This is a genomic window from Thermomonas aquatica, from assembly GCF_006337105.1.
Lineage (GTDB): Bacteria > Pseudomonadota > Gammaproteobacteria > Xanthomonadales > Xanthomonadaceae > Thermomonas > Thermomonas aquatica.
Genome location: NZ_CP040871.1, coordinates 1,310,202 through 1,330,223, shown reverse-complemented (window position 1 = coordinate 1,330,223; position 20,022 = coordinate 1,310,202). Strand labels below are relative to the sequence as shown.

Sequence of the window (20,022 nt, the reverse complement as noted above, 5' to 3'; positions counted from 1 at the left end):
CAATCGGGTATCGAGCAGGGTCATGCTCATTCATTGGTGGCCTCCCCGACAATCAAGCTGCCCGAGTGGTTCGGATCCGATTCGGGGGCAACCTCCTTGGCTTCGATCTTCATGAGCTTCAGCGGCTGCCCGCAGGAGTGACAGCAGATCCGATCCCCCGCGCGGTTACGCTGGGCGCGCTCCTGATCGAGGAGATCTTTGAACGTACGGGCGCACATCTTGTTCTGGGTGACCTCGTTGAAGGCTGCCAGGATGTCTTTCAGCGGCTTGCCGGCTGCGATATGCAACTCAAGGCTTGGGTACAAGTTGCGAAATGATTTCAGCGCCTCCTCGCGCTTGGTTGGCTTTGCCTTTGCCATAGCGCGGTCGAACTTCTCGTGTAGGGCAAACGCTGCCTTGCCTTCCTTGTCGGTGAGGTCGTGAACGATTGTTGCGAGCACCTGTTCACTCATATGGACAGTACCAATGACTCCGTGCTGATCCTGGAGGGTGATGGAATTATTGTTGGGGTTCATCGCTAATCTCCGTTAGTGGGTGCGACGGGCGCTGGCACGGGCTTCGAGGTACGCAAGAACCTCGTGCTCCCACCAGACGGAGGGGCTTAGTGGAGAATTACCCAGTTTGAAGGGCTTAGGTGCCTCAGGGTCGTGGCAAGCAGAACGCGTGTTCTGAAGCGCGTACCAATGGCTGCGCCCGCAGCCAACCAAGTCGAGGACGGAGGGGAGACGCAGCGCACGGCGAGGGAAACCTTGCTGAAGCTCGTCAATAATTCCGATTGGGAATTGCTGCGTAGTGGTGCAGGAAGCGTTGCTTCCGGTGGCAAGTTCAAGAGCGGCCCGGAGAGTGGCGTTACGAGGGCCGATAGCAGAGCGGCTGGACGTTCCGGCCATCGGCTGAGAACAGGTAGCGGCGAGTGAAGGGGTGCGATGATTCGATACGGCGTACTTCATTTGGTTAACCTCTAAAGTTGGCGAGTGATGTGCTGCATCGCTGCAGCGGGGCCATCTTTGGAGGTTTTTGGCTGTGCCGGAATTCCTATAGAAATAGGATTGACACTGGATCCGTAGTGTGATTCGCGTTAGCTATTCTTGTCGGGTCGAGGGGCCTTGGGGATCGAGACAGGGCTTGAAAAAAGGCGCCATGGGTATGGGTCGCCCGCGCTTCGAGCACTCGGGGCGAATGAGCGTAGCAGCTCCGCTCGCGTCATTGAGTTCGTCGAAGTCACGACGCAGGAAATATTCCATCTCCGGCTTGGCAGGGTGGGTTCCCGGCAGCTCGGCTCTGACATAGGTAGGTGACCAGTAAAGCTTTGCGGCAGTGAGAAGTGTTAGCAGCTTAGTGGGAACCCGGGAGTTCCGATAGTTTGAAGAAGGGTCGACAGTGGGGTCACAGATGTTGGCCGCGAACTTGACCAGATTCCGATGATCTTTGTCTTCTGACAATTCTCGAAAGGCTGCTCCAAGATGACTCAGCACTGCCCCGCGGGTCCGATTGAAATCAACCACCTCGTTCTTTTCTGGTTCCTTCCACAGCGACTTACTTACTTCGATCATTTTGATCAACTTGGCGGACAAATACGTCGGAGGATCTGACGTGAATTCCATGTTTAGAAACAGGTCCGAGATAAAACTGTAAGACGCCAAGGCACTCAGAAATGACGTGATGTCGCGATCGCGAATGCAGATCTGATCCGGACGTACATAAAAGGTCACTGGGTCGGGGAGTGTCCCGTCAGTAGGCAACAGCAGAGGCGTTGTCGAGTTGTGGTCATCTAACAGATAGCAAAGCTCTCCGTGAGCGTATGCCCTAATCAACCAGCCTACCGGTCTAACGGTGCTCCAAGGAGCCCCTGGATGTAACCCGCGACACGGATCCCAATACAAATTTCTACAGATGGCATTCTCAAAGGCATCCACTTTAATTACTCCATCCCGTATCAACACTTCTAGCTGATCCGTGCTCGGGACGAAGCCTGCCAACTCATCGTTGCTCAAAGGAACAAGCGACGCTTCCTCTAGCGGGCTAGCGGTTGGGTCTGTTCGAACGATGAAGTAACGGACCGGTTGAAAAGGACGTTGGACAAATACAGCAAGTCGTCCTTGAGTGGCATGATGAAGTAGTGTTCTCGCCGGAATTCGTAACTTTTTTTCCCACTGCTCCAGTGTGCGGAAGGCAAATGGACCGTTGTCCAGATCGATTCCGAACGCATTGCTCTTTTCGGGCGTTGAAGCGATGGATTTTGTACTTCGCCGATAGTATGCCGCCACGGTGATATCGGCCTTCTCACAAGCCTTCTCTACCGAAAGCCCGGCCTTGACGTGCGTACGCGCTAGTTCTAATTGTTCTTCGGTGTACTTGGAGCGCTTACGCATAACGTCTTCGGCGGCTGAATTGCAGAAGACTCTCATTTCCCCCAACCAAGCTCAATGGGGAAGAGTGGTAGGTATTGCTATGACGTTGCACGCAGTTGTTGATAGGTTGCGGACAAAACTGCCTGACGCGAACTGGGCGTGGGCTCGCGATGCATAGCGGACTCTGGTTCAACCCACCCCCTCGTTGTTGCTCGCGCGGCGGAGATATAGTCATTAGGATGAATCTAGCGGAGCACGACGATCCGGGTACTGGACGCACGCTACCCGAAGCTGGGCGTGACCCAGGCCCGGATCGAAGGATCTAAACCGATGTCGAACTACGCCAAGCATCTCAACGTCCATCTCGCCAGTTACAAGGCTAGGTGCCTCGGCGCGTTCGAGCCAGGAACGTTCATGTACCGCGGCCAAGAGCTTCGATACGACCACATCCTTCCGAAAGAACAGGGGTGGCTGAACCTTCTTGGCCCGTGCCGGTCCGACATCCAGAGGTATTTGGCGGCTCGCCCGACGATCAAGCTTCACCGTTACTTTCATCACCTGAACTCTTCCCAAGCGTTCGCGCTCAACTTGTTCTTTCCGTATTTCGAAAAGGGCGGCGCTCCCCAACTGCTAGCGGCAATGGGCTCCGCTGGCCATCTGTCTTCTTGGGATCCGGAATGCATTGTCGATGTGGAGGAGGGAACGAATGTCGACGTGACTTGGCAATCCGGCGGTACGCGGACCTACTGCGAGGTGAAGCTGTCGGAGCAGGAGTTCGGGACTGCAAAGGACGACGAACGCCATCGCGGGAAGCTCGAACGGATCTACCGGCCAGGCCTTGCTGGCGCTTGCTCTCCGGAGTGGTTGCAGCCTGAAAAGTTTTTCCAGAACTATCAGTTGTTCCGTAACGTGTGGCTGGTTGCGAGAGAGCCTGGATCGAATCTAGTCTTCCTCGCCCCGAGGGCGAACACGAAAATCTGGCGCCAGTTGACCGCGTTTTTCGGGAAGCTTCATGAACCACTCGCGACTCGCGTTCGGGCTGTAGCCATCGAGGATGTCATCGGCGCGCTGGCTGCAGCGGACGCTCTACCTCCGGCTTTGCGCAACTATGCCGAGCTCCTCCGCGAGAAGTACGTCTTGCCCCCATTGGCCTGACCCCTCCGCTCAGGGGCATCCACGTCCGCTGCTGGCCGCTCCTCGACCTACCAAGGTCTAGGAGCATGCGTCCTTAGCTCAGACATCCCTCTGATCGGCAATCAGGCTGTGCAGGAGTGCCAGCGCTTGAGGGCCATCCTCGCTCCAAGTGCCTGGTGGCACACTGCTGTGCGCGCGCGAGAATCCATTGGGCGGGGAGAACTTGATCTGTTCTAGCGGAGGAATCGCCTCGGGAGTATGGAATTCGTAGGGCACGCCCAGCGCATCGCCAACGAGCAGGCTGCGCGCCTGCCGTTCGTAGACTATCCCTGGGTTCTCTTTTGACGTCGCTCGATCTCCGGAATGAGCGCGCTGCAAAGGAACGCGATGGGCCCCTGAAACGTTGCCATCATTCTTCATTGCCAGCACTGATGCGCTTCGCGGACTGGGCACTGCGGTCAGCCGACGCTTGCCCGCATCGTTCCCACGTGGATGTCGACCACCTTCGCGAGCGGCTTCTGGTAACCGCCAGCCAGGTCCCAGGCCACCGGGGTGCCGCGGGCGCGCAGGCCCTGAAATACGAGTTCGTCGCGGCGCTGCAATTCGGTGGTGGTCAGGAAGCCGCCGAGCGGGTCCTCTATGTGCGGGTCGGCGCCGGCCTGGAACAGCACCAGGTCGCAGTGGGCGAGCGTGGCCAGGTGTTCGGGAATTGCGTCTAGGAAGGCCGATGCGTCGGCGCCGCGGTGCCAGTCCGCACCGGCGGTGACGTGGGTGATGCCGGTGCGGCCGACCCGCCGGAGGATGTCTTCGGTGCCGTCGCCGTAGTGGTAGTCGTAGTCGAGGATCCCTACCTGGAGACCAGGCGCATCGGCACGCAGCGCAAGCGCCGCGACCATCAAACCGTTGAAAGTGCAGAACCCGCCTCCCCGTGCCCAACAGACGTGGTGGAAGCCCGACACAGGCGCGGCGACCGCGCCTCCATCTTGCAGCGCCCAGCGCGCCGCCGTCAGTAGGGCGCCGTTGGTGTACCGCAGGCTGGCGGCCACCTCGGCGTTGAGGGTGCCGAATCCGTTCGGGCGGCGGAGCGCAAGCACATCTTCGACGTAGTCGCGGTCATGCGCACGGCACAGTTGTTCTACGGTCACTGGCACCGGTGGCCGCACCTGCAGCGCCGGCCAAGCGGCCCGCCATGCCGCGACCACCGGACCCGGCTTGCCGGCACTGGGCGAGCCACCCTGCGGCGGCGCTGTCATCGCTTCTGAATAGACGACCCTCATCGCCTTGGCCGCGCGCGGCGAACTACTTGGCGTCGTCTTGCGCCGAGCGATCGGCAGCATCGAAAGCCACCGAAGGTGCGCCGGTGCGGCGCTGGACACTTTTTTCCGCCACCGAAGCCCAAGCGTGGTGACTGCCCTTCGCGGACTTGCCGAAGTGCAGGCTGGCCGCGGCATCCACGCCCATGCCTTGTGCATCCGTCAGCGCGCCGAGATCGGAGCTCAGGAATACGAAGTCCCAGCCATCTTTTTTCTTTGCGTCGATCAGATTCATGACCTGATCACGGCGGAACTGCTTGCTGGCGTTCTCCTGGCCATCGGTAACGACGACGAAGATGATCTTCTTCGGTCGCCACCCCGCTGGCGTCGCCGTCAGCTTGTTGTCGAGCGCGCCAATGGCCCGGCCCATCGCGTCGTAGAGCGGCGTTGATGCCCGCGGCACGTACTGCGCCAGCGTCAGTTCCGGGACGTCCTCGATCGGCAACGCGGCGTACAGGAGTTCGTACGAATTCTGCGAGTCGAACTGCACCAGCGTCAGGGTCGCCTCGCCGGGCGCCGCCTTATGGGTGTCGACGAAAGCATTGAAGCCGCCGACAACATCGGCACGGATGTCCTGCATCGAACCGGTGCGGTCGAGCAGGACGGTGATGTGGGTGCGGTCGGTCATGGTGGTGGCTCCGGTGATTGAAAATGCCGTGGCGGCTTGGACAGCGCGGAACAGCTGTTGCACTCGGGTTTGGGTCAGTCCAGCGCGCTCCGGCGCAACAACAAGTTCCAGTCCGTCAGCGAGGATCAGGTGCGATCGGACCTCGATCGACCCCGCCCGCGCCGGCGCTACGGGCGCTTCTCGCTTAGCCTTCAGCAGCTCGTCAATCGCGTCCAGCGAGAGCCCGGCCTCCTGCCACTGCTTCACCCGGAGAAGGTCTGCAAGATGACCTTCGGTGTAAAACGCTGCCCGCGTCTCCCCCTGAGGCCGTGGTATCAGGCCCTTTTGGATGTAGAACCGTATCGATCGCTCCGGAACACCCGACCGTTCGCTGAGCTGCTGGATGCTGAGCTTCATAGTGACACCTCAAATGTCTTAATAAGTGTCACTATGTTCTAAGCGCCGGTCAAGCACTGCGTTGATACGGAACGGCGTGAGAAGATTCTTGATGATTGGCACGGCATCCCATCGGGCTTGAAGTACCCGTGAAAAAAGCGGGTATCAAGGCGGGTATCAAATGATCTGATCGGGGTAGAGGCCTAATATAAACAAGGCGATAGGCCATATATGCTGCTGATGATCGACAACTACGACTCCTTCACCTACAACCTCGTCCAGTACCTGCAGGCACTGGGCGCCGAGGTGCGGGTGGAGCGCAACGATGCGCTGACGGTGGACGAGATCGAACAACTCGCGCCTCAGCGCATCGTCATCTCGCCCGGCCCGTGCACGCCGAACGAAGCGGGCGTGTCGATGGCGGTGATCGAACGCCTCGGTGCGAGCACGCCGATCCTCGGCGTCTGCCTGGGCCACCAGAGCATCGGTCAGGTCTATGGCGGCGACGTGATCCGCGCCGGACGGATCATGCACGGCAAGACCTCACGCATCCGCCACCAGGGCAAGGGCGTGTTCGCCGGCCTGCCGGACGGCTACGAGGCCACCCGCTACCATTCGCTGGTGGTGGACAAGGCCACGCTGCCCGCTGCGCTGGAAATCACCGCGTGGACCGAGAACGAGGACGGCTCGATGGAGGAGATCATGGGCCTGCGCCATCGCGAGTTCCCGGTCGAGGGCGTGCAGTTCCATCCCGAATCCATCCTCACCCAGCACGGCCACGCGCTGCTGAAGAACTTTCTGGAGCGCTCGTGAGCGCTTGCGCGAACGACAAGGAGATGTGCTGATGCCGTTCACCCCGCAAGACGCCCTGCAGCGCGCCATCGAGCACCGCGAGATCTTCTTCGACGAAATGGTCGAGCTGATGCGCCAGGTCATGCGCGGCGAAGTCTCGCCGGTGATGACCGCGGCCATCCTCACCGGCCTGCGGGTGAAGAAGGAAACCGTGGGCGAGATCGCCGCCGCGGCGACGGTGCTGCGCGAATTCTCGCTGCCGGTCGAAGTCGCCGACCGCACCCATCTGGTCGATATCGTCGGCACCGGCGGCGACGGCGCGCATACCTTCAACATCTCCACCGCGTCGATGTTCGTGGTCGCCGCGGCCGGCGCGAAGGTCGCCAAGCACGGCAACCGCAGCGTGTCGTCGAAGTCCGGCAGCGCCGATGTGCTGGAGGCGCTGGGCGCCCACATCGAACTACAGCCCGCGCAAGTGGCCGAGTGCATCGCGCGCTGCGGGATCGGCTTCATGTACGCGCCGGTGCACCACCCGGCGATGAAGGTGGTGGCGCCGGTGCGCCGCGAGATGGGCGTGCGCACGCTGTTCAACATCCTCGGCCCGCTGACCAATCCGGCCAATGCGCCGTCGATCCTGATGGGCGTGTTCCATCCGGACCTGGTCGGCATCCAGGTGCGCGTGCTGCAGGAACTCGGCGCGCAGCGAGCGCTGGTGGTCTGGGGCCGCGACGGCATGGACGAGCTCTCGCTGGGCGCGGGCACGCTGGTCGGCGAACTGCGCGACAGCGTGGTCCGCGAATACGAACTGCATCCCGAGGATTTCGGCATCGCCATGGCGCACAGCCGCAACCTGCGGGTGGAGAACGCCGCCGAGTCGATGGACCTGCTGCGCCAGGCGCTGGACAACCGCGACTGCCTGCCGCGCGAGATCGTGGCCTACAACGCCGGCGCGGCGCTGTATGCGGCGGGCGTGGCGGACGGCATCGGCGACGGCATCCTGCGCGCGCGCAATGCCATCGCCTCCGGCGCGGCGGCGGCCAAGCTCGACGAATTCGTGAGGACCACCCAGGCACTGGCGGGCGCTTGACGCTGCCCCGGTCGAACCGCACCCTGCCGCGATGACCGCACCCATGCTCCTGCTGCGCAATGCCGACGTGTACGCGCCCGAGGCGCTGGGCCGCCGCCACCTGCTGCTCGGCGGCGGCAAGCTGCTGTGGATGGGCGAAGCCGAACCGGCCTTGCCGGACGCACTCGCCATCGACACCATCGATCTCGATGGCGCGCGCCTGATCCCCGGTTTCATCGACGGCCATGTGCATGTCAGCGGCGGCGGCGGCGAGGCCGGTTACGCCAGCCGCGTGCCGGCGCCGTTGCTGTCACGCTACACCCGCGCCGGCGTGACCTCGGTGATCGGTTTGCTGGGCACCGACGACGTTTCGCGCGGCACCAACGAACTGCTCTCGCATGTGTACGCGCTGCGCGAACAGGGCCTGGGCGCATGGGGCTACTGCGGCGGCTACCACCTGCCGCCGACCACGCTCACCGGCACCGTGCGCGGCGACATCGTGTTCAGCGATGCCTTGATCGGCGTCGGCGAAGTCGCGATCAGCGACCATCGTTCCAGCCAGCCGACCTTGGACGACGTGCTGCGGCTCGCCTCGGAAGCGCACGTGGCCGGGCTGATGACCGGCAAGGCCGGCATCGTCCACCTGCACCTGGGCGATGGCGTGCGCGGGCTCGAACTGGTGCGGCAGGCGCTCGATACCAGCGAGCTGCCGCCGCGCGTGTTCCAGCCGACCCACGTCAACCGCAAGAAGGCGCTGTTCGAGGAAGCGGTGGCGCTGGCGAAGCGCGGTTGCCACGTCGACATCACCGCCTTCCCGGTCGAGGAGGGCGAAGACGCCTGGCCCGCCGCCGAGGCCCTGCTGCGCTACCTCGACAGCGGCGCGCCGCCGGAGCGGGTCAGCATCAGCTCCGATGCCGGCGGCTGCCTGCCCTGTTTCGACGAGCACGGCCGGGTCTGCGGCATGGACGTCGGCCATTCCGGCGCGCTGCTGGACACGCTCAACGAACTCGTCGCCCGCGGCCTGCTGCTGGAACGCGCGTTGCCGGCCTTCACCCGCAACGTGGCCGACCTGTTGCGCTTGCCGGGCAAGGGCCGGATCGCGGTGGGCGGCGATGCCGACCTGGTGGCGCTGGATGGGCAGGGCGCGGCCCGCCATGTCTGGCTGGGCGGCGTGGCCCATGTCCGCGCGGGCGACGTCGTCCGCCGTGGTATGTTCGAGCGCTGATAGAACCAAGGTTTCAGGGGAACCCGCAACACATGCCAAGCAAGGTGGCCGAAGGCGCGCAGCGCGGCTGGATCGTTCCCATCGGCGGTGCCGAGGACAAGCAGAACGACATGCGCGTGCTGCGCAAGTTCTTCGAACTGTGCGGCGGCCAGGGCGCGGAGATCGCGGTGATCCCGACCGCGAGCAAGCTCAACGATACCGGCGACCGCTACGAACAGCTGTTCGGCGGGATGGGCGCGCGCAACGTGCACGTGCTGGACTTCGACACCCGCCGCGACGCGCGCGAGCGCAACCGGGTGGCGCGGATCGAACAGGCCAGCGGCATCTTCATCACCGGCGGCAACCAGCTGCGGCTGTCCACCATCCTCGGCGGCACCCCGGTGGCGCAGGCGATCCGCGCCTGCAATGCGCACGGCATCCCGGTCGGCGGCACCAGCGCCGGCGCCGGCATCCTCAGCGAGCACATGATCGCCGGCGGCGACAGCGACAGCGCCACCCCGCGCGCGAACAGCGTGCGCCTGGCGCCGGGCCTGGGCCTGACCAACCGCGTCGTCATCGACCAGCATTTCCGCCAGCGCGACCGGCTCGGCAGGCTGCTGGCGGCGCTGGCCTACAACCCGTTCGCGATCGGCCTGGGCGTCGACGAGGACACCGCCGCCTTCATCGGCCCGGACAACGTGATCGAGGTCGAGGGCAGCGGCGCGGTCACCGTGGTCGATGCCGACGACTTGCAGTACTCGTCGATGGCGCAGGTCGATGGCGATGCGCCGGTGTGCATGCTCGGCGCGCAGATCCACATCCTGACCGCCGGCGCCACCTACAACCTGGAAACGCGCAAGGCCGCTGCCGGCACGCTGTCGCCCGTGAAGGAATGATCGTCGTCGCACGCTGAACAACACGAAGAATCGAGCAAGGGGCTATCGATGCGGATCCTGAGTCGCAATGTCTACGTGGGGCCCTCGCAGTACGCGAAGTTCCCGGTCATCCGCCTCGAGCTCGACCTCGGCGCGCTGGAGCAATGGCCCACCGCCAAGCTGGGCCCCGCGTTCGTGGATGCGCTGGTCGCGGCGCTGCCGGGCCTGGCCGAGCACGGCTGCTCGTACCGCGAGCCCGGCGGCTTCATCCGCCGCATGCGCGAGGGCGAGGGCACCTGGCTGGGCCACGTGCTGGAACACGTCGCCATCGAGCTGCAGAACGTCGCCGGCGAGGACGTGACCTTCGGCAAGACCCGCAGCATCTCCGACGACCGCCCCGGCGTGTATTCGGTGGTCTACGAATACGCACAGCGCGAGGAGGGCATCGCCGCCGGCGAGCTGGCGCTGAAGCTGCTCGATTCGCTGTTGCCTGCGGAATTGCGCAGCGCCACCGACGATTCGTGGGACTGGGAAGTGGAGCGCGACGGCTTCATCCGCTATGCGCAACGCCGTGCGCTGGGGCCGTCGACCGCCTCGCTGGTGAAGGCGGCGGTGGACCGCGGCATCCCATGGCTGCGCCTCAACGAACAGTCGCTGGTGCAGCTCGGCCACGGCAAGTACCAGCAGCGCATCCAGGCCACCGTCACCGGGCGCACCCCGCATATCGCGGTGGAACTGGCCAGCGACAAGGAAGAGACCAACAAGATCCTGGCCTCGCTCGGCCTGCCGGTGCCGCAGCAGCACCTGGTGACCAGCGCATCGGAGGCGGTGCGCGCCGCGCGTCGCCTCGGCGGCGGCGTCGTGCTTAAGCCGTACAACGGCAACCATGGCCGCGGCATCACCATCAACGTCAGCGACGAGGACGAGATCCGCGCCGGTTTCGAGGCCGCGCGCGAGCATTCGCGTTCGGTGATCGTGGAGACCTACCTGGCCGGCGACGACCATCGCCTGCTGGTGGTCAACGGCGAGCTGGTCGCGGCGACCCGGCGCACGCCCGGCCACGTGGTCGGCGACGGCAAGCGCACGGTGGCGGAACTGGTCGAGATCGTGAACAGCGATCCGCGCCGCGGCGTCGGCCACGAGAAGGTGCTGACCAAGCTCAAGCTGGACCGCGAGGCCGAGCTGATGCTGGAGCGCGCCGGCTACACCGCCGATTCGATCCCGAAAGCCGATGAAGTGGTGCCGCTGCGTTCCACCGCCAACCTCTCCACCGGCGGCACCGCGACCGACGTCACCGACATCATCCATCCCGACAACCGGGCGATGGCCGAACGCGCGGTGCGCGCGATCGGGCTGGACGTCGGCGGCGTGGACTTCCTCAGCACGAACATCGCCGAAAGCTACAAGTCGATCGGCGGCGGCATCTGCGAGGTGAACGCGGCGCCCGGCTTCCGCATGCACATCGCGCCCAGCGAAGGCACCCCGCGCGACGCCGCCGGTCCGGTCATCGACATGCTGTTCCCGGCCGGCGCGCCAAGCCGCGTGCCGATCGCCGCGGTGACCGGCACCAACGGCAAGACCACCACCGCGCGCATGCTGGCGCACATCGCCAAGATGGCCGGCTACACGCCGGGCCTGACTACCACCGACGGCGTCTACATCGACGGCCAGCGCACGGTGGAAGGCGACATGACCGGGCCGGTGTCGGCGCGGATGGTGCTGGCGGACCCGCAGATCGATTTCGCCGTGCTGGAAACCGCGCGCGGCGGGCTGGTGCGCGCCGGCATGGGCGTGGACGGGGTCGACGTCGGCGCGGTGATCAACGTCGCCTCCGACCACCTGGGCATGAAGGGCATCGACACCCTCGAGCAACTGGCCGAGGTCAAGCGGATCGTGGTCGAAGTGGCCCGCGAATGCGCGGTGCTCAACGCCGACGATCCGAACGTGCTGAAGATGTCGGCGTATACCGATGCCAAGGTCATCTGCTACGTGACGATGAACCCCTCGCATCCGCTGGTGCGCGAGCACATCCGCGCCGGCGGCCGCGCCTGCGCGCTGGAGCAGGGCGTCAACGGCCACATGATCACCCTGTACGACAAGGGCAGCCACATCCCGCTGATGTGGACGCACCTGGTCCCGGCCACGCTGGAGGGGCGCGCCTTGCACAACGTGCAGAACGCGATGGTCGCGGCGGCGATGGCCTTCTCGCTGGGCATCAAGCTGGACGCCATCCGCCACGGCCTGCGCACTTTCGACACCACCTTCTTCCAGGCCCCGGGGCGGATGAACGTGTACAACGAGCATCCGTTCAAGGTGGTGATGGACTACGCGCACAACGCGCACGCGGTCGGCGTGATGGCCGACCTGGCGCAGCGGCTCGATGCCAGCCGCCGGATCGTGGTGGTGGCCGGCCCCGGCGACCGCCGCGACGAGGACCTGCGCGAGATCGCCAGGGTGCTGGCCGGCAAGTTCGACCATTACGTCTGCCGCCGCGACGATTCCCTGCGCGGCCGCGACGGCGACGAGGTGCCGCGGATCATCGCCAAGGCGCTGCAGGCGGCCGGCGTGGAGGAAAGCGCGATCACCGTGATCCCGGACGAGCAGCAGGCGATCGATGCCGCGCTGCGCATGGGCCAGCCCGGCGACCTGCTGCTGGTGTTCGCCGACGCGCTGACCCGCAGCTGGAAGCAGATCATCCGCTTCAAGCCGGACGGCGACATGCCGAAGGCGGCGCCGCGCGCGGAAGTGCCCCAGCTCGAAACCACGCTGGACGAACAGCTGGTGGCGGCGATGGAAGGCGTGGTGCGCGACGAACGCGGCCTGCGCTTCGAGCGCGAGGAAAGCGATTGAGCGGCGAACCGTTCGAGGATTCGCGCCGGTTGACCGGCGCCAACCTGTATTTCGACGGCACCGGCGCGGCACTGGAAACCGCGCCGGGCCTGGTGTTCGATGCCGCGGCCTTGCAGCGCTGGCGCGACAACATCGCGCGCGTGCGCAAGGCACTGGCTTGGCCGGATGGCGCGCTGTTCGTGCGCGAACACGCGAGCGGCGCGTCGCTCGCGTTCGAGGCGCCGCTCGACCAGCTCTACATCGCCGCAGAGGCCAACGAATGGGCGCTGTTCTCCGCGCTCGGCATGCGTGCGAGCGACGCGCCGGTCGATGAAGACGGCGAATCGCCGCGTCCGCATGTCGCCCATTTCGACGATGAAGACGCGCTGCGCCAGTTGCGCGCCTTGGCCGATGCGGAAGCCAAGCCGGCGATGGCCGCGTTGGTCGAGGCCGCGCGCGCGCATGGCGTTCCCGCGCACGCCGACGACGAGGCGCTGTCCATCGGCGAAGGCGAAGCCGCGCATGCTTGGCCGCTGGACGCATTGCCCGCCATCGATGCCGTGCCGTGGACGCGTTTGCGCGCGATCCCGAAAGCCGTGGTCACCGGCTCCAACGGCAAGACCACCACCGTGCGCCTGCTCGCCGCGATGCTGCGCGCGCACGGCCTGCGCGCCGGCTACAGCAGCACCGATGGCCTGTTCATCGACGGCGAACGCGTCGAGGCCGGCGACTATTCCGGCCCGGTCGGCGCGCGCACCGTGTTGCGCGATGCGCGGGTGCAGGCGGCGGTGCTGGAAACCGCGCGCGGCGGCCTGCTGCGGCGCGGGCTGGTGGCGAACGATGCGCGCGTCGCCGTGGTCACCAACGTCAGCGCCGACCATTTCGGCGAATACGGCGTGCACACGCTGGACGACATCGCCGCGGTCAAGCTGGTGGTCGCGAAGTCGCTGGCCGCGGATGGCTTGCTGGTGCTGAACGCCGATGATCCGTTGCTGGTGCGGCATGCCGCAGCCACCGGCAAATCGATGATCGGCTGGTTCGCGCTGGCGCTCGAAGATGCGCTGGCGCGTGGCGCGCTTGCCTGCGGCGTGCGCGAGGGTCGCCTGGTGCTCTCGCTGGATGGCAGCGAACACGACCTCGGCGCCATCGCCGACATGCCGCTCACCCTCGGCGGCAGCGCGCGCTACAACATCGCCAACATCGCCGCGGCATCGCTGGCGGCATCCGCGCTCGGCATCGCGCCGGCCACCGTCGCCGCGGTGCTGGCGCGCTTCGGCGCGAGCCATGCGGACAACCCCGGGCGCCTGCAGCGCTGGACCCTGGGCAATGTCGAAGTGCTGCTGGACTACGCGCACAACCCGGACGGCCTGCGCGGCCTGCTGCAGGTCGCCGACGGCCTGCGCGGCAACGGCCGGCTGGCCCTGTTGCTGGGGCATGCCGGCAACCGCCTGGAAGACGATTTCCGCGCGCTGGCGGCGGTCGCCGCGGAGGCGCAGCCGGATCGCGTGTGGCTGAAGGACATCGGCGGCGACTACCTGCGCGGCCGCGCCTCCGGCGAGGTGGCGGCGATCCTGTTCGGCGCGCTGCGCGCCGCCGGGATGGAGGCCGCCGCGCTGCCGGTCTGCCTGGACGAGGCGCAGGCCGCGCGCGAGGCGCTGCAATGGGCGCGTCCCGGCGACCTGCTGGTGCTGCCGATCCACGAGCCGGAACGCCGCGACGCGGTGGTGGCCCTGCTGGATCGCCTGCAGGCCGAGGGCTGGCGCGCGGGCCAGCGGCTGCCGGAAGACTGAGCCGGCTCGACTAGAATGGCGCACCCCCGCGCCGTCCCGTCCCATGCCGGATCATCGTTTCGCCGACCTGCCGCCACCGCCGTACTTCGCGGTGATCTTCTCCTCGCTGCGCAACGGCGAGGACGAGGCGGGCTACCAGGCCGCGGCGTCGCGCATGCTGGCGCTGGCCGCGCAGCAGCCGGGTTATCTGGGCGTGGAAGGCGCGCGCGGCGCGGACGGCTTCGGCATCACCGTGTCCTACTGGGCCAGCGAAGCCGCGATCGGCGCCTGGAAGCACCAGGCCGAACACGCCGCCACCCGCGCCCACGGGCGCACGCATTGGTACGACCACTTCGAACTGCGCGTGGCGAAAGTCGAGCGCGCCTACAGGAAGCCGCAACCGCGATGAGCACCATCCTCGACACCATCCTGGCCCGCAAGCGCGACGAAGTCGCCGCACGCCGCGAGCGCGTCTCGCTGTTCGAACTGAAGGCGCGCGCGGCCTCCGCGCCGCCGCTGCGCGGCTTCGCCGATGCGGTCGCGGCGAAGATCGCCGCCGGCGATGCCGCGGTGATCGCCGAGGTGAAGAAGGCCAGCCCGTCCAAGGGCGTGATCCGCGCCGACTTCGATCCCGCCGCCATCGCGCGCAGCTACGAAGCCGGCGGCGCGGCCTGTTTGTCGGTGCTGACCGACATCGATTTCTTCCAGGGCGCGGACGAGTACCTGGTCGCCGCGCGCGATGCCTGCGCGCTGCCGGTGCTGCGCAAGGACTTCATCGTCGATGCCTGGCAGCTGTACGAATCGCGCGTGCTCGGCGCCGATTGCGTGCTGCTGATCGCCGCCGCGCTGGACGACGTGCAACTGGCCGAATACGCCTTCATCGCCGGCGAGCTGGGCGTGGACGTGCTGGTGGAAGTGCACGACCTGGACGAGCTCGAACGCGCGCTGCCGGTGCCGGCGCGCCTGCTCGGCATCAACAACCGCAACCTGAAGACCTTCGACGTCTCGCTGCAGACCACGCTGGCGCTGAAGCCGATGGTGCCGGCGGACCGCGTGCTGGTCACCGAGAGCGGCATCCTCGGCCGCGCCGACGTGGCGCTGATGCGCGACAACGCGGTCGACGCCTTCCTGGTCGGCGAGGCCTTCATGCGCCAGCCCGATCCGGGCGCGGCGCTGCGCGCGTTGTTCGCCGCATGAGCTACCCGGGGCCGCGCGTCGATGCGCCGCTGGTGGTGTTCGACTTCGACCACACCCTGTACGACGGCGATTCCGGCAGCCACCTGTTCAAGTGGCTGCTCGACCGCGCCTGGTGGCGGCAGTTGCTGGCGCTGCTCGCGGCGCCTGTCGCCGGGCCGATGGTGGCCTGGCTGCCGACGCGCCGCGCCGGGATCTCGGTGTTCGTGTGGATCGGCACCATCGGAATCCACCGTCGGCGCGACCTCGATGCATTGATCGACCGCTATATCGAAACCCATGCGCAGGCGATCAAGGCGCGCCTGCTGCCGCTGGCCCTGGATGTCCTGCACAAGCATCGCGAAGCCGGCGACCGCGTCGTCGTCGCCACCGGCGCGCCGCCGGAACTGGCGCGCGCGATCCTGGCCTTCGTCGCCCACGAGGACGTGCCGGTGGTCGGCACCCTGGTCGGGCCGAAATTCGGCGCGCTCGGCGCGCTCCGCCACTGCCACCACGCGATGAAGATGACCATGCTGCGCGAGGCCGGCTATACCCAGCCGGTGGCCGCCGCCTACAGCGACAGCAGCGCCGACCTGCCGCTGCTGCAGGCCGCGCGCAAGCCGGTGGTGGTGAATCCGAAGGCGAAGCGGGTGGCGATGTTCCGCCGGGTGCTGCCGGCCGGCACGCCGATCCTCAACTGGGGCTGCCCGGGGCGGGGCGGCGATCCGGCCGCCTGATCAATCGCGGCCGAACAGGCGTTCCAGGAACGAAGGGTCCTCGCTGACCTGGCGGAATTCGCCGGCGTCGTAGTAGCGGCCGTAGCATTCCTTGCAGCTTTCGAAATGCAGGTCGGGCTGTTCGACGTCCACCATCCGGATCAGCGGCACGAATTCGCATTGCGGGCACATCAGCGTGCGCGGTTCCGGGCCGGACGAACCCCGGTACTGCTCGGGATCGATCTGCTCCGCCCGTTCCTCCAGCTGCTCGTGCGCCATCAACGGCAGCCACAGGCCCCTGCAGCCCTCGCAGCGGTAGGCATCGTTCTCCGGATAGCGCTGGATGCGCATCTGCGCTTGGCACTTCGGGCAGGTCAGCGCCTCGGGGAGGGTGGCGTCGTTCGGCATCTCAGGCTCCAAGCAGTTTCACGAAACGCACCGAACTGTCCTTGTAGCCGCAGGCGCGATAGAAGGCGTGCGCCTCGGTGCGTTGCGCGCCGCTGGTCAGTTCGATGCGTGCGGCGCCGCCCACGCGGGCGCGGCGTTCGGCTTCCTTGAGCAGGGCGCGGCCGATGCCCAGGCCCTGCGCGGTCGGGGTGACCACCAGCGCGGTGACCCGGCAGGTGGTGGTGCCCAGCGGCAGGTAGTACATGAAGTCCAGCGCGATCAGGCCGACCACCGCGCCGTCGCGGCGGGCCACCACCAGCGCCTGGCGGTCGTTGTCGGCGATGACCGAGATGCGTTCGACCGCCTCGTCGGTCTCGCAGGGATAGCCGAGGTCGCTGAGCAGGCGGGCGACATCGTCGGCATCGGCGATGACCGCGATGCGCAGGTCGGTGCCCAGGGGATGGTGGCCGGTCGAGAAGGCGCGGCTCATGCGGTCGATCCCCTTTGCGCAGGCGTCATCCGGCGGTCTCGTCCTAGCGCGTGCCGTACACGACCACGGTCTTGCCGCGCGCGTGCAGCTTGCCGTCGGCCTGCAGCTTCTTCAGCACGCGCCCGGCCATCTCGCGCGAGCAGCCGACCAGGCGGGCCAGCTCCTGCCGCGAGACGCGCAGCTGGGTGCCCTGCGGGTGGCTCATCGCCTCCGGTTCCTTGGCCAGGTCGAACAGGGTGCGGTAGATGCGGTCGCTGACGTCGAGGAAGGCCAGGCGGCCGGCCTTGCGGCTGGTGTGCATCAGGCGCTGGCTGATCTGCGCGCCGATCGAATACAGCAGGCGCGCGGCGTCGTTGGCCTGGGTGGTCAGCAGCAGCTGCAGGCGGTCGTAGCCGATCTCCGCCAGTTCGCAGACGGTGCGGGTGCGCAGGGCGACCCCGCGCTGCTCGGTTTCCACGAACAGGCCCATCTCGCCGACGAATTCGCCGGGGCCGATGTAGCCCAGCACCAGCTCGCGGCCGTCTTCCTCGCCGGCGATGATGCTGACCGAGCCGGAAATGATGTAGTACAGGGTGCCGGCCGGGTCGCCGGGGCGGAACACATCGGTCCGCGCCGGGTACTTGCGGCGATGGCAATGCGCGATGAAGCGCTCGATGGTGGCCGGGTCCGCGCCCAGGGGGTTGGCGATCCGCGGCGGGGTCGGTTTGGCGAAAGTGGCGCTCATGGCGTCTCGGCAGGTTTCGCCCGCACTGTAGGCCGATCCGCGGTGGGGGGCAAACCCCGCGCACGCGCCGGCCGGCGCTTTGCCGCATAATCGCGGCCCTGTTCGTGCCTTCCGGAACTCACCGCCGTGGTCAAACCGCTGCCGCGCCTGAAGCTGCAAGGCTTCAACAACCTCACCAAGTCGCTGTCGTTCAACATCTACGACGTGTGCTATGCCGCCTCCGAGGACGAGCGCCGGCGCTACATCGAGTACATCGACGAGGAATACAACGCCGACCGCCTGACCCAGATCCTCACCGACGTGGCGGAGATCATCGGCGCCAACATCCTCAACATCGCGCGCCAGGACTACGACCCGCAGGGCGCCTCGGTGACGATCCTGATCTCCGAGCAGCCGGTGGTCGACAAGGCCGACGCCAAGGGCGTGATCTCCGACGCGGTGGTCGCGCACCTGGACAAGTCGCACATCACCGTGCACACCTATCCGGAAACCCACCCGGACAACGGCATCGCCACCTTCCGCGCCGACATCGACGTGTCGACCTGCGGGGTGATCTCGCCGCTGAAGGCGCTGAACTACCTGATCGAGTCGCTGGAAAGCGACATCGTGGTGATGGACTACCGCGTGCGCGGCTTCACCCGCGACGTGAAGGGCCGCAAGCACTTCATCGACCACAAGATCAATTCGATCCAGGACTACCTGGCCAAGAACGTGAAGTCGCGCTACGAGATGCTCGACGTCAACGTCTACCAGGAGAACATCTTCCACACCAAGATGCACATGAAGGAATTCGACCTCGACACCTACCTGTTCGAGGAGAAGGCGAAGAACCTGTCGTTCAAGGACCGGATGAAGATCGAGGCGCGGCTGAAGCGCGAGATCGAAGAGCTCTACCACGGGCGCAACCTGGTCGACTGACCACCTGCATCCCGATGACGAAGAGCCGGCGCAAGCCGGCTTTTTCGTTGCGGGGCTCAGCCGGCGCCGGGCCGGGCCGGCATGCCCAAGGCGCTGGCGACCAGTTGCATCGCCTCCATGTCGCGCTCGTGGGTGATCCAGCCGGCCAGCGTGGGTTCGCCGGTCTCCATCGTCCACAGGCAGTAATGGCGCTCGCGCAGCTGGGCGAAGGCGGTCTGCAGCAATTCCGACGTGTCGGGCAGCTCGCGGGCGTCGTCGTCCAGCGCCCAGTCGATGTGCAGGCGCCAGCGCCCGGCCAGTTCGTCCAGCGCCTCCATCAGCGCCTGCGCGTCGACTTCGCCGACGTGGAAGCCGGCCTTCCAGTCGATCGCGTCGCGCAGCAGCGGCACCGGGTCGGCGTCGCCGCCGGCTTCGTCCAGCGCCAGTTGGAAGGCGGCGAACTGCTGCAGCGCCGCGTCCTCGTCGTCCGGGTTGACCAGCAGCAGGAACTGCCAGGCCACCGCCTCCAGCGCGTCGTCGTCGTCCACGCCGTGCTGTGCATGGAAGGCGTGGCCGAAATTGTCGTCGGGATCGTATTCGTGGCTGGTCATTGGGCGCGTCCGGGGCTGGCGTGTCCTGCGCAGGCATGCAGGATACGGCGGCGGCTCCGGCATGGCATCGGCCTGCCCCTAGAATGGCGCACCTTCGATCCGGCCCCGCGGCCGCGGGACGCGCCATGGCTGCCAATGCCACCATCTACAAGGCCGAGCTGCAGGTCACCGACCTCGACCGCCATTACTACGCCAGCCACGCGCTCACGCTGGCCCAGCACCCGTCGGAAACCGAGACCCGGCTGCTGGTGCGGCTGCTGGCGTTCGCGCTGCACGCGGACGAGCGCCTGGAGTTCGGCCGCGGCCTGAGCGACGAGGACGAACCGGCGCTGTGGCGGCGCGACTACACCGGCGCCATCGAGCAATGGATCGAGCTCGGCCAGCCGGACGAGTCGCGCCTGCGCAAGGCCAGTGGGCGCGCCGCGCAAGTCGTGGTGGTCGGTTATGGCGGGCAGGCCGCGGAAGCGTGGTGGAAGCGCAACGCGGCGGCGCTGGCGCGGTTGCGCAATCTCAGCGTGATCGAGCTGGACGATGCCGAGGTGGCCGCCGCCACTGCATTGCTGGCGCGCGGGATGCGGGTCACCGCGATGATCCAGGACGGCGAACTGCAGCTGATGGATGCCGAGCGCAGCGCGAGCCTGCGCCCGCGGATCCGCATGCGCGACGGCATGGCGGCGGCGGACTGAGT

Annotated in this window: 21 protein-coding genes; 12 read left to right on the top strand and 9 right to left on the bottom strand. The window is 66.5% G+C overall.

Annotation, left to right across the window (positions count from 1 at the left end; genetic code table 11):
• Window positions 1–26: 26 nt before the first annotated feature.
• On the bottom strand, window positions 27–515 hold the full coding sequence (locus FHQ07_RS06450) for a hypothetical protein (RefSeq protein ID WP_139716033.1): 489 nt from the start codon (window positions 513–515) through the stop codon (window positions 27–29).
• Between the two features lie 567 nt (window positions 516–1,082).
• Window positions 1,083–2,372, bottom strand: a complete 1,290-nt coding sequence (locus tag FHQ07_RS06440; protein WP_139716031.1) for a helix-turn-helix domain-containing protein — start codon at window positions 2,370–2,372, stop codon at window positions 1,083–1,085.
• A 309-nt stretch (window positions 2,373–2,681) separates the two neighbouring features.
• Between FHQ07_RS06440 and FHQ07_RS06435 the strand changes: the two genes are divergently transcribed.
• Window positions 2,682–3,506: a PGN_0703 family putative restriction endonuclease gene (locus FHQ07_RS06435; RefSeq protein WP_139716030.1), complete on the top strand. Its 825-nt coding sequence runs from the start codon at window positions 2,682–2,684 to the stop codon at window positions 3,504–3,506.
• Window positions 3,507–3,584: 78 nt separating this feature from the next.
• Here the strand turns inward: FHQ07_RS06435 and FHQ07_RS06430 are convergent, their stop codons facing one another.
• The 3 genes from FHQ07_RS06430 to FHQ07_RS06420 are packed head-to-tail and all read right to left on the bottom strand — an operon-like array spanning window position 3,585 to window position 5,822.
• Window positions 3,585–3,905 carry an ADP-ribosylglycohydrolase family protein gene (locus tag FHQ07_RS06430; protein ID WP_139716029.1) on the bottom strand — a complete coding sequence of 107 codons (321 nt, stop codon included), beginning with the start codon at window positions 3,903–3,905 and terminating at the stop codon, window positions 3,585–3,587.
• A 38-nt stretch (window positions 3,906–3,943) separates the two neighbouring features.
• Window positions 3,944–4,822 (bottom strand): arginase family protein, encoded by an 879-nt coding sequence (locus FHQ07_RS06425; RefSeq protein ID WP_168191485.1) that lies wholly within the window; start codon window positions 4,820–4,822, stop codon window positions 3,944–3,946.
• On the bottom strand, window positions 4,785–5,822 hold the full coding sequence (locus tag FHQ07_RS06420) for a MerR family transcriptional regulator (protein WP_139716027.1): 1,038 nt from the start codon (window positions 5,820–5,822) through the stop codon (window positions 4,785–4,787). Before FHQ07_RS06420 ends, FHQ07_RS06425 begins: the two co-directional genes overlap by 38 nt.
• 210 nt (window positions 5,823–6,032) lie before the next feature.
• Here FHQ07_RS06420 and FHQ07_RS06415 point away from each other — a divergent pair, with 210 nt between their 5' ends.
• The 9 genes from FHQ07_RS06415 to FHQ07_RS06375 are packed head-to-tail and all read left to right on the top strand — an operon-like array spanning window position 6,033 to window position 16,246.
• Entirely contained in the window at window positions 6,033–6,614 is a 582-nt protein-coding gene (locus tag FHQ07_RS06415) for an anthranilate synthase component II (protein ID WP_139716026.1), read from the top strand.
• A gap of 31 nt (window positions 6,615–6,645) precedes the next feature.
• On the top strand, window positions 6,646–7,680 hold the full coding sequence (gene trpD, locus FHQ07_RS06410; RefSeq protein WP_139716025.1) for an anthranilate phosphoribosyltransferase: 1,035 nt from the start codon (window positions 6,646–6,648) through the stop codon (window positions 7,678–7,680).
• Between the two features lie 31 nt (window positions 7,681–7,711).
• Window positions 7,712–8,884: a beta-aspartyl-peptidase gene (iadA, locus tag FHQ07_RS06405; RefSeq protein ID WP_206202359.1), complete on the top strand. Its 1,173-nt coding sequence runs from the start codon at window positions 7,712–7,714 to the stop codon at window positions 8,882–8,884.
• Between the two features lie 32 nt (window positions 8,885–8,916).
• Entirely contained in the window at window positions 8,917–9,759 is an 843-nt protein-coding gene (locus tag FHQ07_RS06400) for a cyanophycinase (protein WP_139716024.1), read from the top strand.
• A 48-nt stretch (window positions 9,760–9,807) separates the two neighbouring features.
• Window positions 9,808–12,588 carry a cyanophycin synthetase gene (gene cphA / locus FHQ07_RS06395; RefSeq protein ID WP_139716023.1) on the top strand — a complete coding sequence of 927 codons (2,781 nt, stop codon included), beginning with the start codon at window positions 9,808–9,810 and terminating at the stop codon, window positions 12,586–12,588.
• Window positions 12,585–14,357, top strand: coding sequence for a Mur ligase family protein (locus tag FHQ07_RS06390; RefSeq protein ID WP_139716022.1), 1,773 nt, complete (start codon window positions 12,585–12,587; stop codon window positions 14,355–14,357). Before cphA ends, FHQ07_RS06390 begins: the two co-directional genes overlap by 4 nt.
• A gap of 43 nt (window positions 14,358–14,400) precedes the next feature.
• Window positions 14,401–14,745 (top strand): antibiotic biosynthesis monooxygenase family protein, encoded by a 345-nt coding sequence (locus FHQ07_RS06385; RefSeq protein WP_139716021.1) that lies wholly within the window; start codon window positions 14,401–14,403, stop codon window positions 14,743–14,745.
• Window positions 14,742–15,533, top strand: a complete 792-nt coding sequence (trpC, locus tag FHQ07_RS06380) for an indole-3-glycerol phosphate synthase TrpC (RefSeq protein WP_139716020.1) — start codon at window positions 14,742–14,744, stop codon at window positions 15,531–15,533. The genes FHQ07_RS06385 and trpC overlap by 4 nt, the downstream gene beginning before the upstream one ends.
• Complete coding sequence (locus FHQ07_RS06375) at window positions 15,530–16,246, top strand: haloacid dehalogenase-like hydrolase (protein ID WP_139716019.1); 717 nt, start codon at window positions 15,530–15,532, stop codon at window positions 16,244–16,246. The genes trpC and FHQ07_RS06375 overlap by 4 nt, the downstream gene beginning before the upstream one ends.
• Here FHQ07_RS06375 and FHQ07_RS06370 read toward each other — a convergent pair whose 3' ends face one another.
• The 3 genes from FHQ07_RS06370 to crp are packed head-to-tail and all read right to left on the bottom strand — an operon-like array spanning window position 16,247 to window position 17,826.
• Window positions 16,247–16,633, bottom strand: a complete 387-nt coding sequence (locus FHQ07_RS06370) for a zf-TFIIB domain-containing protein (RefSeq protein ID WP_139716018.1) — start codon at window positions 16,631–16,633, stop codon at window positions 16,247–16,249.
• A gap of 1 nt (window position 16,634) precedes the next feature.
• On the bottom strand, window positions 16,635–17,102 hold the full coding sequence (locus FHQ07_RS06365; protein ID WP_139716017.1) for a GNAT family N-acetyltransferase: 468 nt from the start codon (window positions 17,100–17,102) through the stop codon (window positions 16,635–16,637).
• A gap of 43 nt (window positions 17,103–17,145) precedes the next feature.
• On the bottom strand, window positions 17,146–17,826 hold the full coding sequence (crp, locus tag FHQ07_RS06360) for a cAMP-activated global transcriptional regulator CRP (protein ID WP_139716016.1): 681 nt from the start codon (window positions 17,824–17,826) through the stop codon (window positions 17,146–17,148).
• Between the two features lie 126 nt (window positions 17,827–17,952).
• Between crp and speD the strand changes: the two genes are divergently transcribed.
• Window positions 17,953–18,744: an adenosylmethionine decarboxylase gene (gene speD, locus FHQ07_RS06355; RefSeq protein ID WP_139716015.1), complete on the top strand. Its 792-nt coding sequence runs from the start codon at window positions 17,953–17,955 to the stop codon at window positions 18,742–18,744.
• A gap of 56 nt (window positions 18,745–18,800) precedes the next feature.
• Here speD and FHQ07_RS06350 read toward each other — a convergent pair whose 3' ends face one another.
• Window positions 18,801–19,334 (bottom strand): DUF6630 family protein, encoded by a 534-nt coding sequence (locus FHQ07_RS06350; RefSeq protein WP_240703560.1) that lies wholly within the window; start codon window positions 19,332–19,334, stop codon window positions 18,801–18,803.
• A 125-nt stretch (window positions 19,335–19,459) separates the two neighbouring features.
• Between FHQ07_RS06350 and FHQ07_RS06345 the strand changes: the two genes are divergently transcribed.
• The gene (locus FHQ07_RS06345) at window positions 19,460–20,020 is read left to right on the top strand and encodes a YaeQ family protein (protein WP_139716014.1); all 561 of its coding nucleotides are present in this window, start codon (window positions 19,460–19,462) and stop codon (window positions 20,018–20,020) included.
• Window positions 20,021–20,022: the final 2 nt, after the last annotated feature.

Excerpts from the sequence above, each read along its gene's own strand:
- FHQ07_RS06370 (WP_139716018.1), bottom strand. The coding sequence starts at position 16,633 with ATGCCGAACGACGCCACCCTCCCCGAGGCGCTGACCTGCCCGAAGTGC.
- FHQ07_RS06420 (WP_139716027.1), bottom strand. The coding sequence starts at position 5,822 with ATGAAGCTCAGCATCCAGCAGCTCAGCGAACGGTCGGGTGTTCCGGAG.
- trpD (WP_139716025.1), top strand. The coding sequence starts at position 6,646 with ATGCCGTTCACCCCGCAAGACGCCCTGCAGCGCGCCATCGAGCACCGC.
- trpC (WP_139716020.1), top strand. The coding sequence starts at position 14,742 with ATGAGCACCATCCTCGACACCATCCTGGCCCGCAAGCGCGACGAAGTC.
- iadA (WP_206202359.1), top strand. The coding sequence starts at position 7,712 with ATGACCGCACCCATGCTCCTGCTGCGCAATGCCGACGTGTACGCGCCC.
- FHQ07_RS06350 (WP_240703560.1), bottom strand. The coding sequence starts at position 19,334 with ATGACCAGCCACGAATACGATCCCGACGACAATTTCGGCCACGCCTTC.
- FHQ07_RS06435 (WP_139716030.1), top strand. The coding sequence starts at position 2,682 with ATGTCGAACTACGCCAAGCATCTCAACGTCCATCTCGCCAGTTACAAG.
- FHQ07_RS06375 (WP_139716019.1), top strand. The coding sequence starts at position 15,530 with ATGAGCTACCCGGGGCCGCGCGTCGATGCGCCGCTGGTGGTGTTCGAC.
- cphA (WP_139716023.1), top strand. The coding sequence starts at position 9,808 with ATGCGGATCCTGAGTCGCAATGTCTACGTGGGGCCCTCGCAGTACGCG.
- FHQ07_RS06430 (WP_139716029.1), bottom strand. The coding sequence starts at position 3,905 with ATGAAGAATGATGGCAACGTTTCAGGGGCCCATCGCGTTCCTTTGCAG.
- FHQ07_RS06365 (WP_139716017.1), bottom strand. The coding sequence starts at position 17,102 with ATGAGCCGCGCCTTCTCGACCGGCCACCATCCCCTGGGCACCGACCTG.
- FHQ07_RS06385 (WP_139716021.1), top strand. The coding sequence starts at position 14,401 with ATGCCGGATCATCGTTTCGCCGACCTGCCGCCACCGCCGTACTTCGCG.
- FHQ07_RS06415 (WP_139716026.1), top strand. The coding sequence starts at position 6,033 with ATGCTGCTGATGATCGACAACTACGACTCCTTCACCTACAACCTCGTC.
- FHQ07_RS06400 (WP_139716024.1), top strand. The coding sequence starts at position 8,917 with ATGCCAAGCAAGGTGGCCGAAGGCGCGCAGCGCGGCTGGATCGTTCCC.
- FHQ07_RS06440 (WP_139716031.1), bottom strand. The coding sequence starts at position 2,372 with ATGCGTAAGCGCTCCAAGTACACCGAAGAACAATTAGAACTAGCGCGT.
- crp (WP_139716016.1), bottom strand. The coding sequence starts at position 17,826 with ATGAGCGCCACTTTCGCCAAACCGACCCCGCCGCGGATCGCCAACCCC.
- FHQ07_RS06425 (WP_168191485.1), bottom strand. The coding sequence starts at position 4,822 with ATGCTGCCGATCGCTCGGCGCAAGACGACGCCAAGTAGTTCGCCGCGC.
- FHQ07_RS06345 (WP_139716014.1), top strand. The coding sequence starts at position 19,460 with ATGGCTGCCAATGCCACCATCTACAAGGCCGAGCTGCAGGTCACCGAC.
- FHQ07_RS06450 (WP_139716033.1), bottom strand. The coding sequence starts at position 515 with ATGAACCCCAACAATAATTCCATCACCCTCCAGGATCAGCACGGAGTC.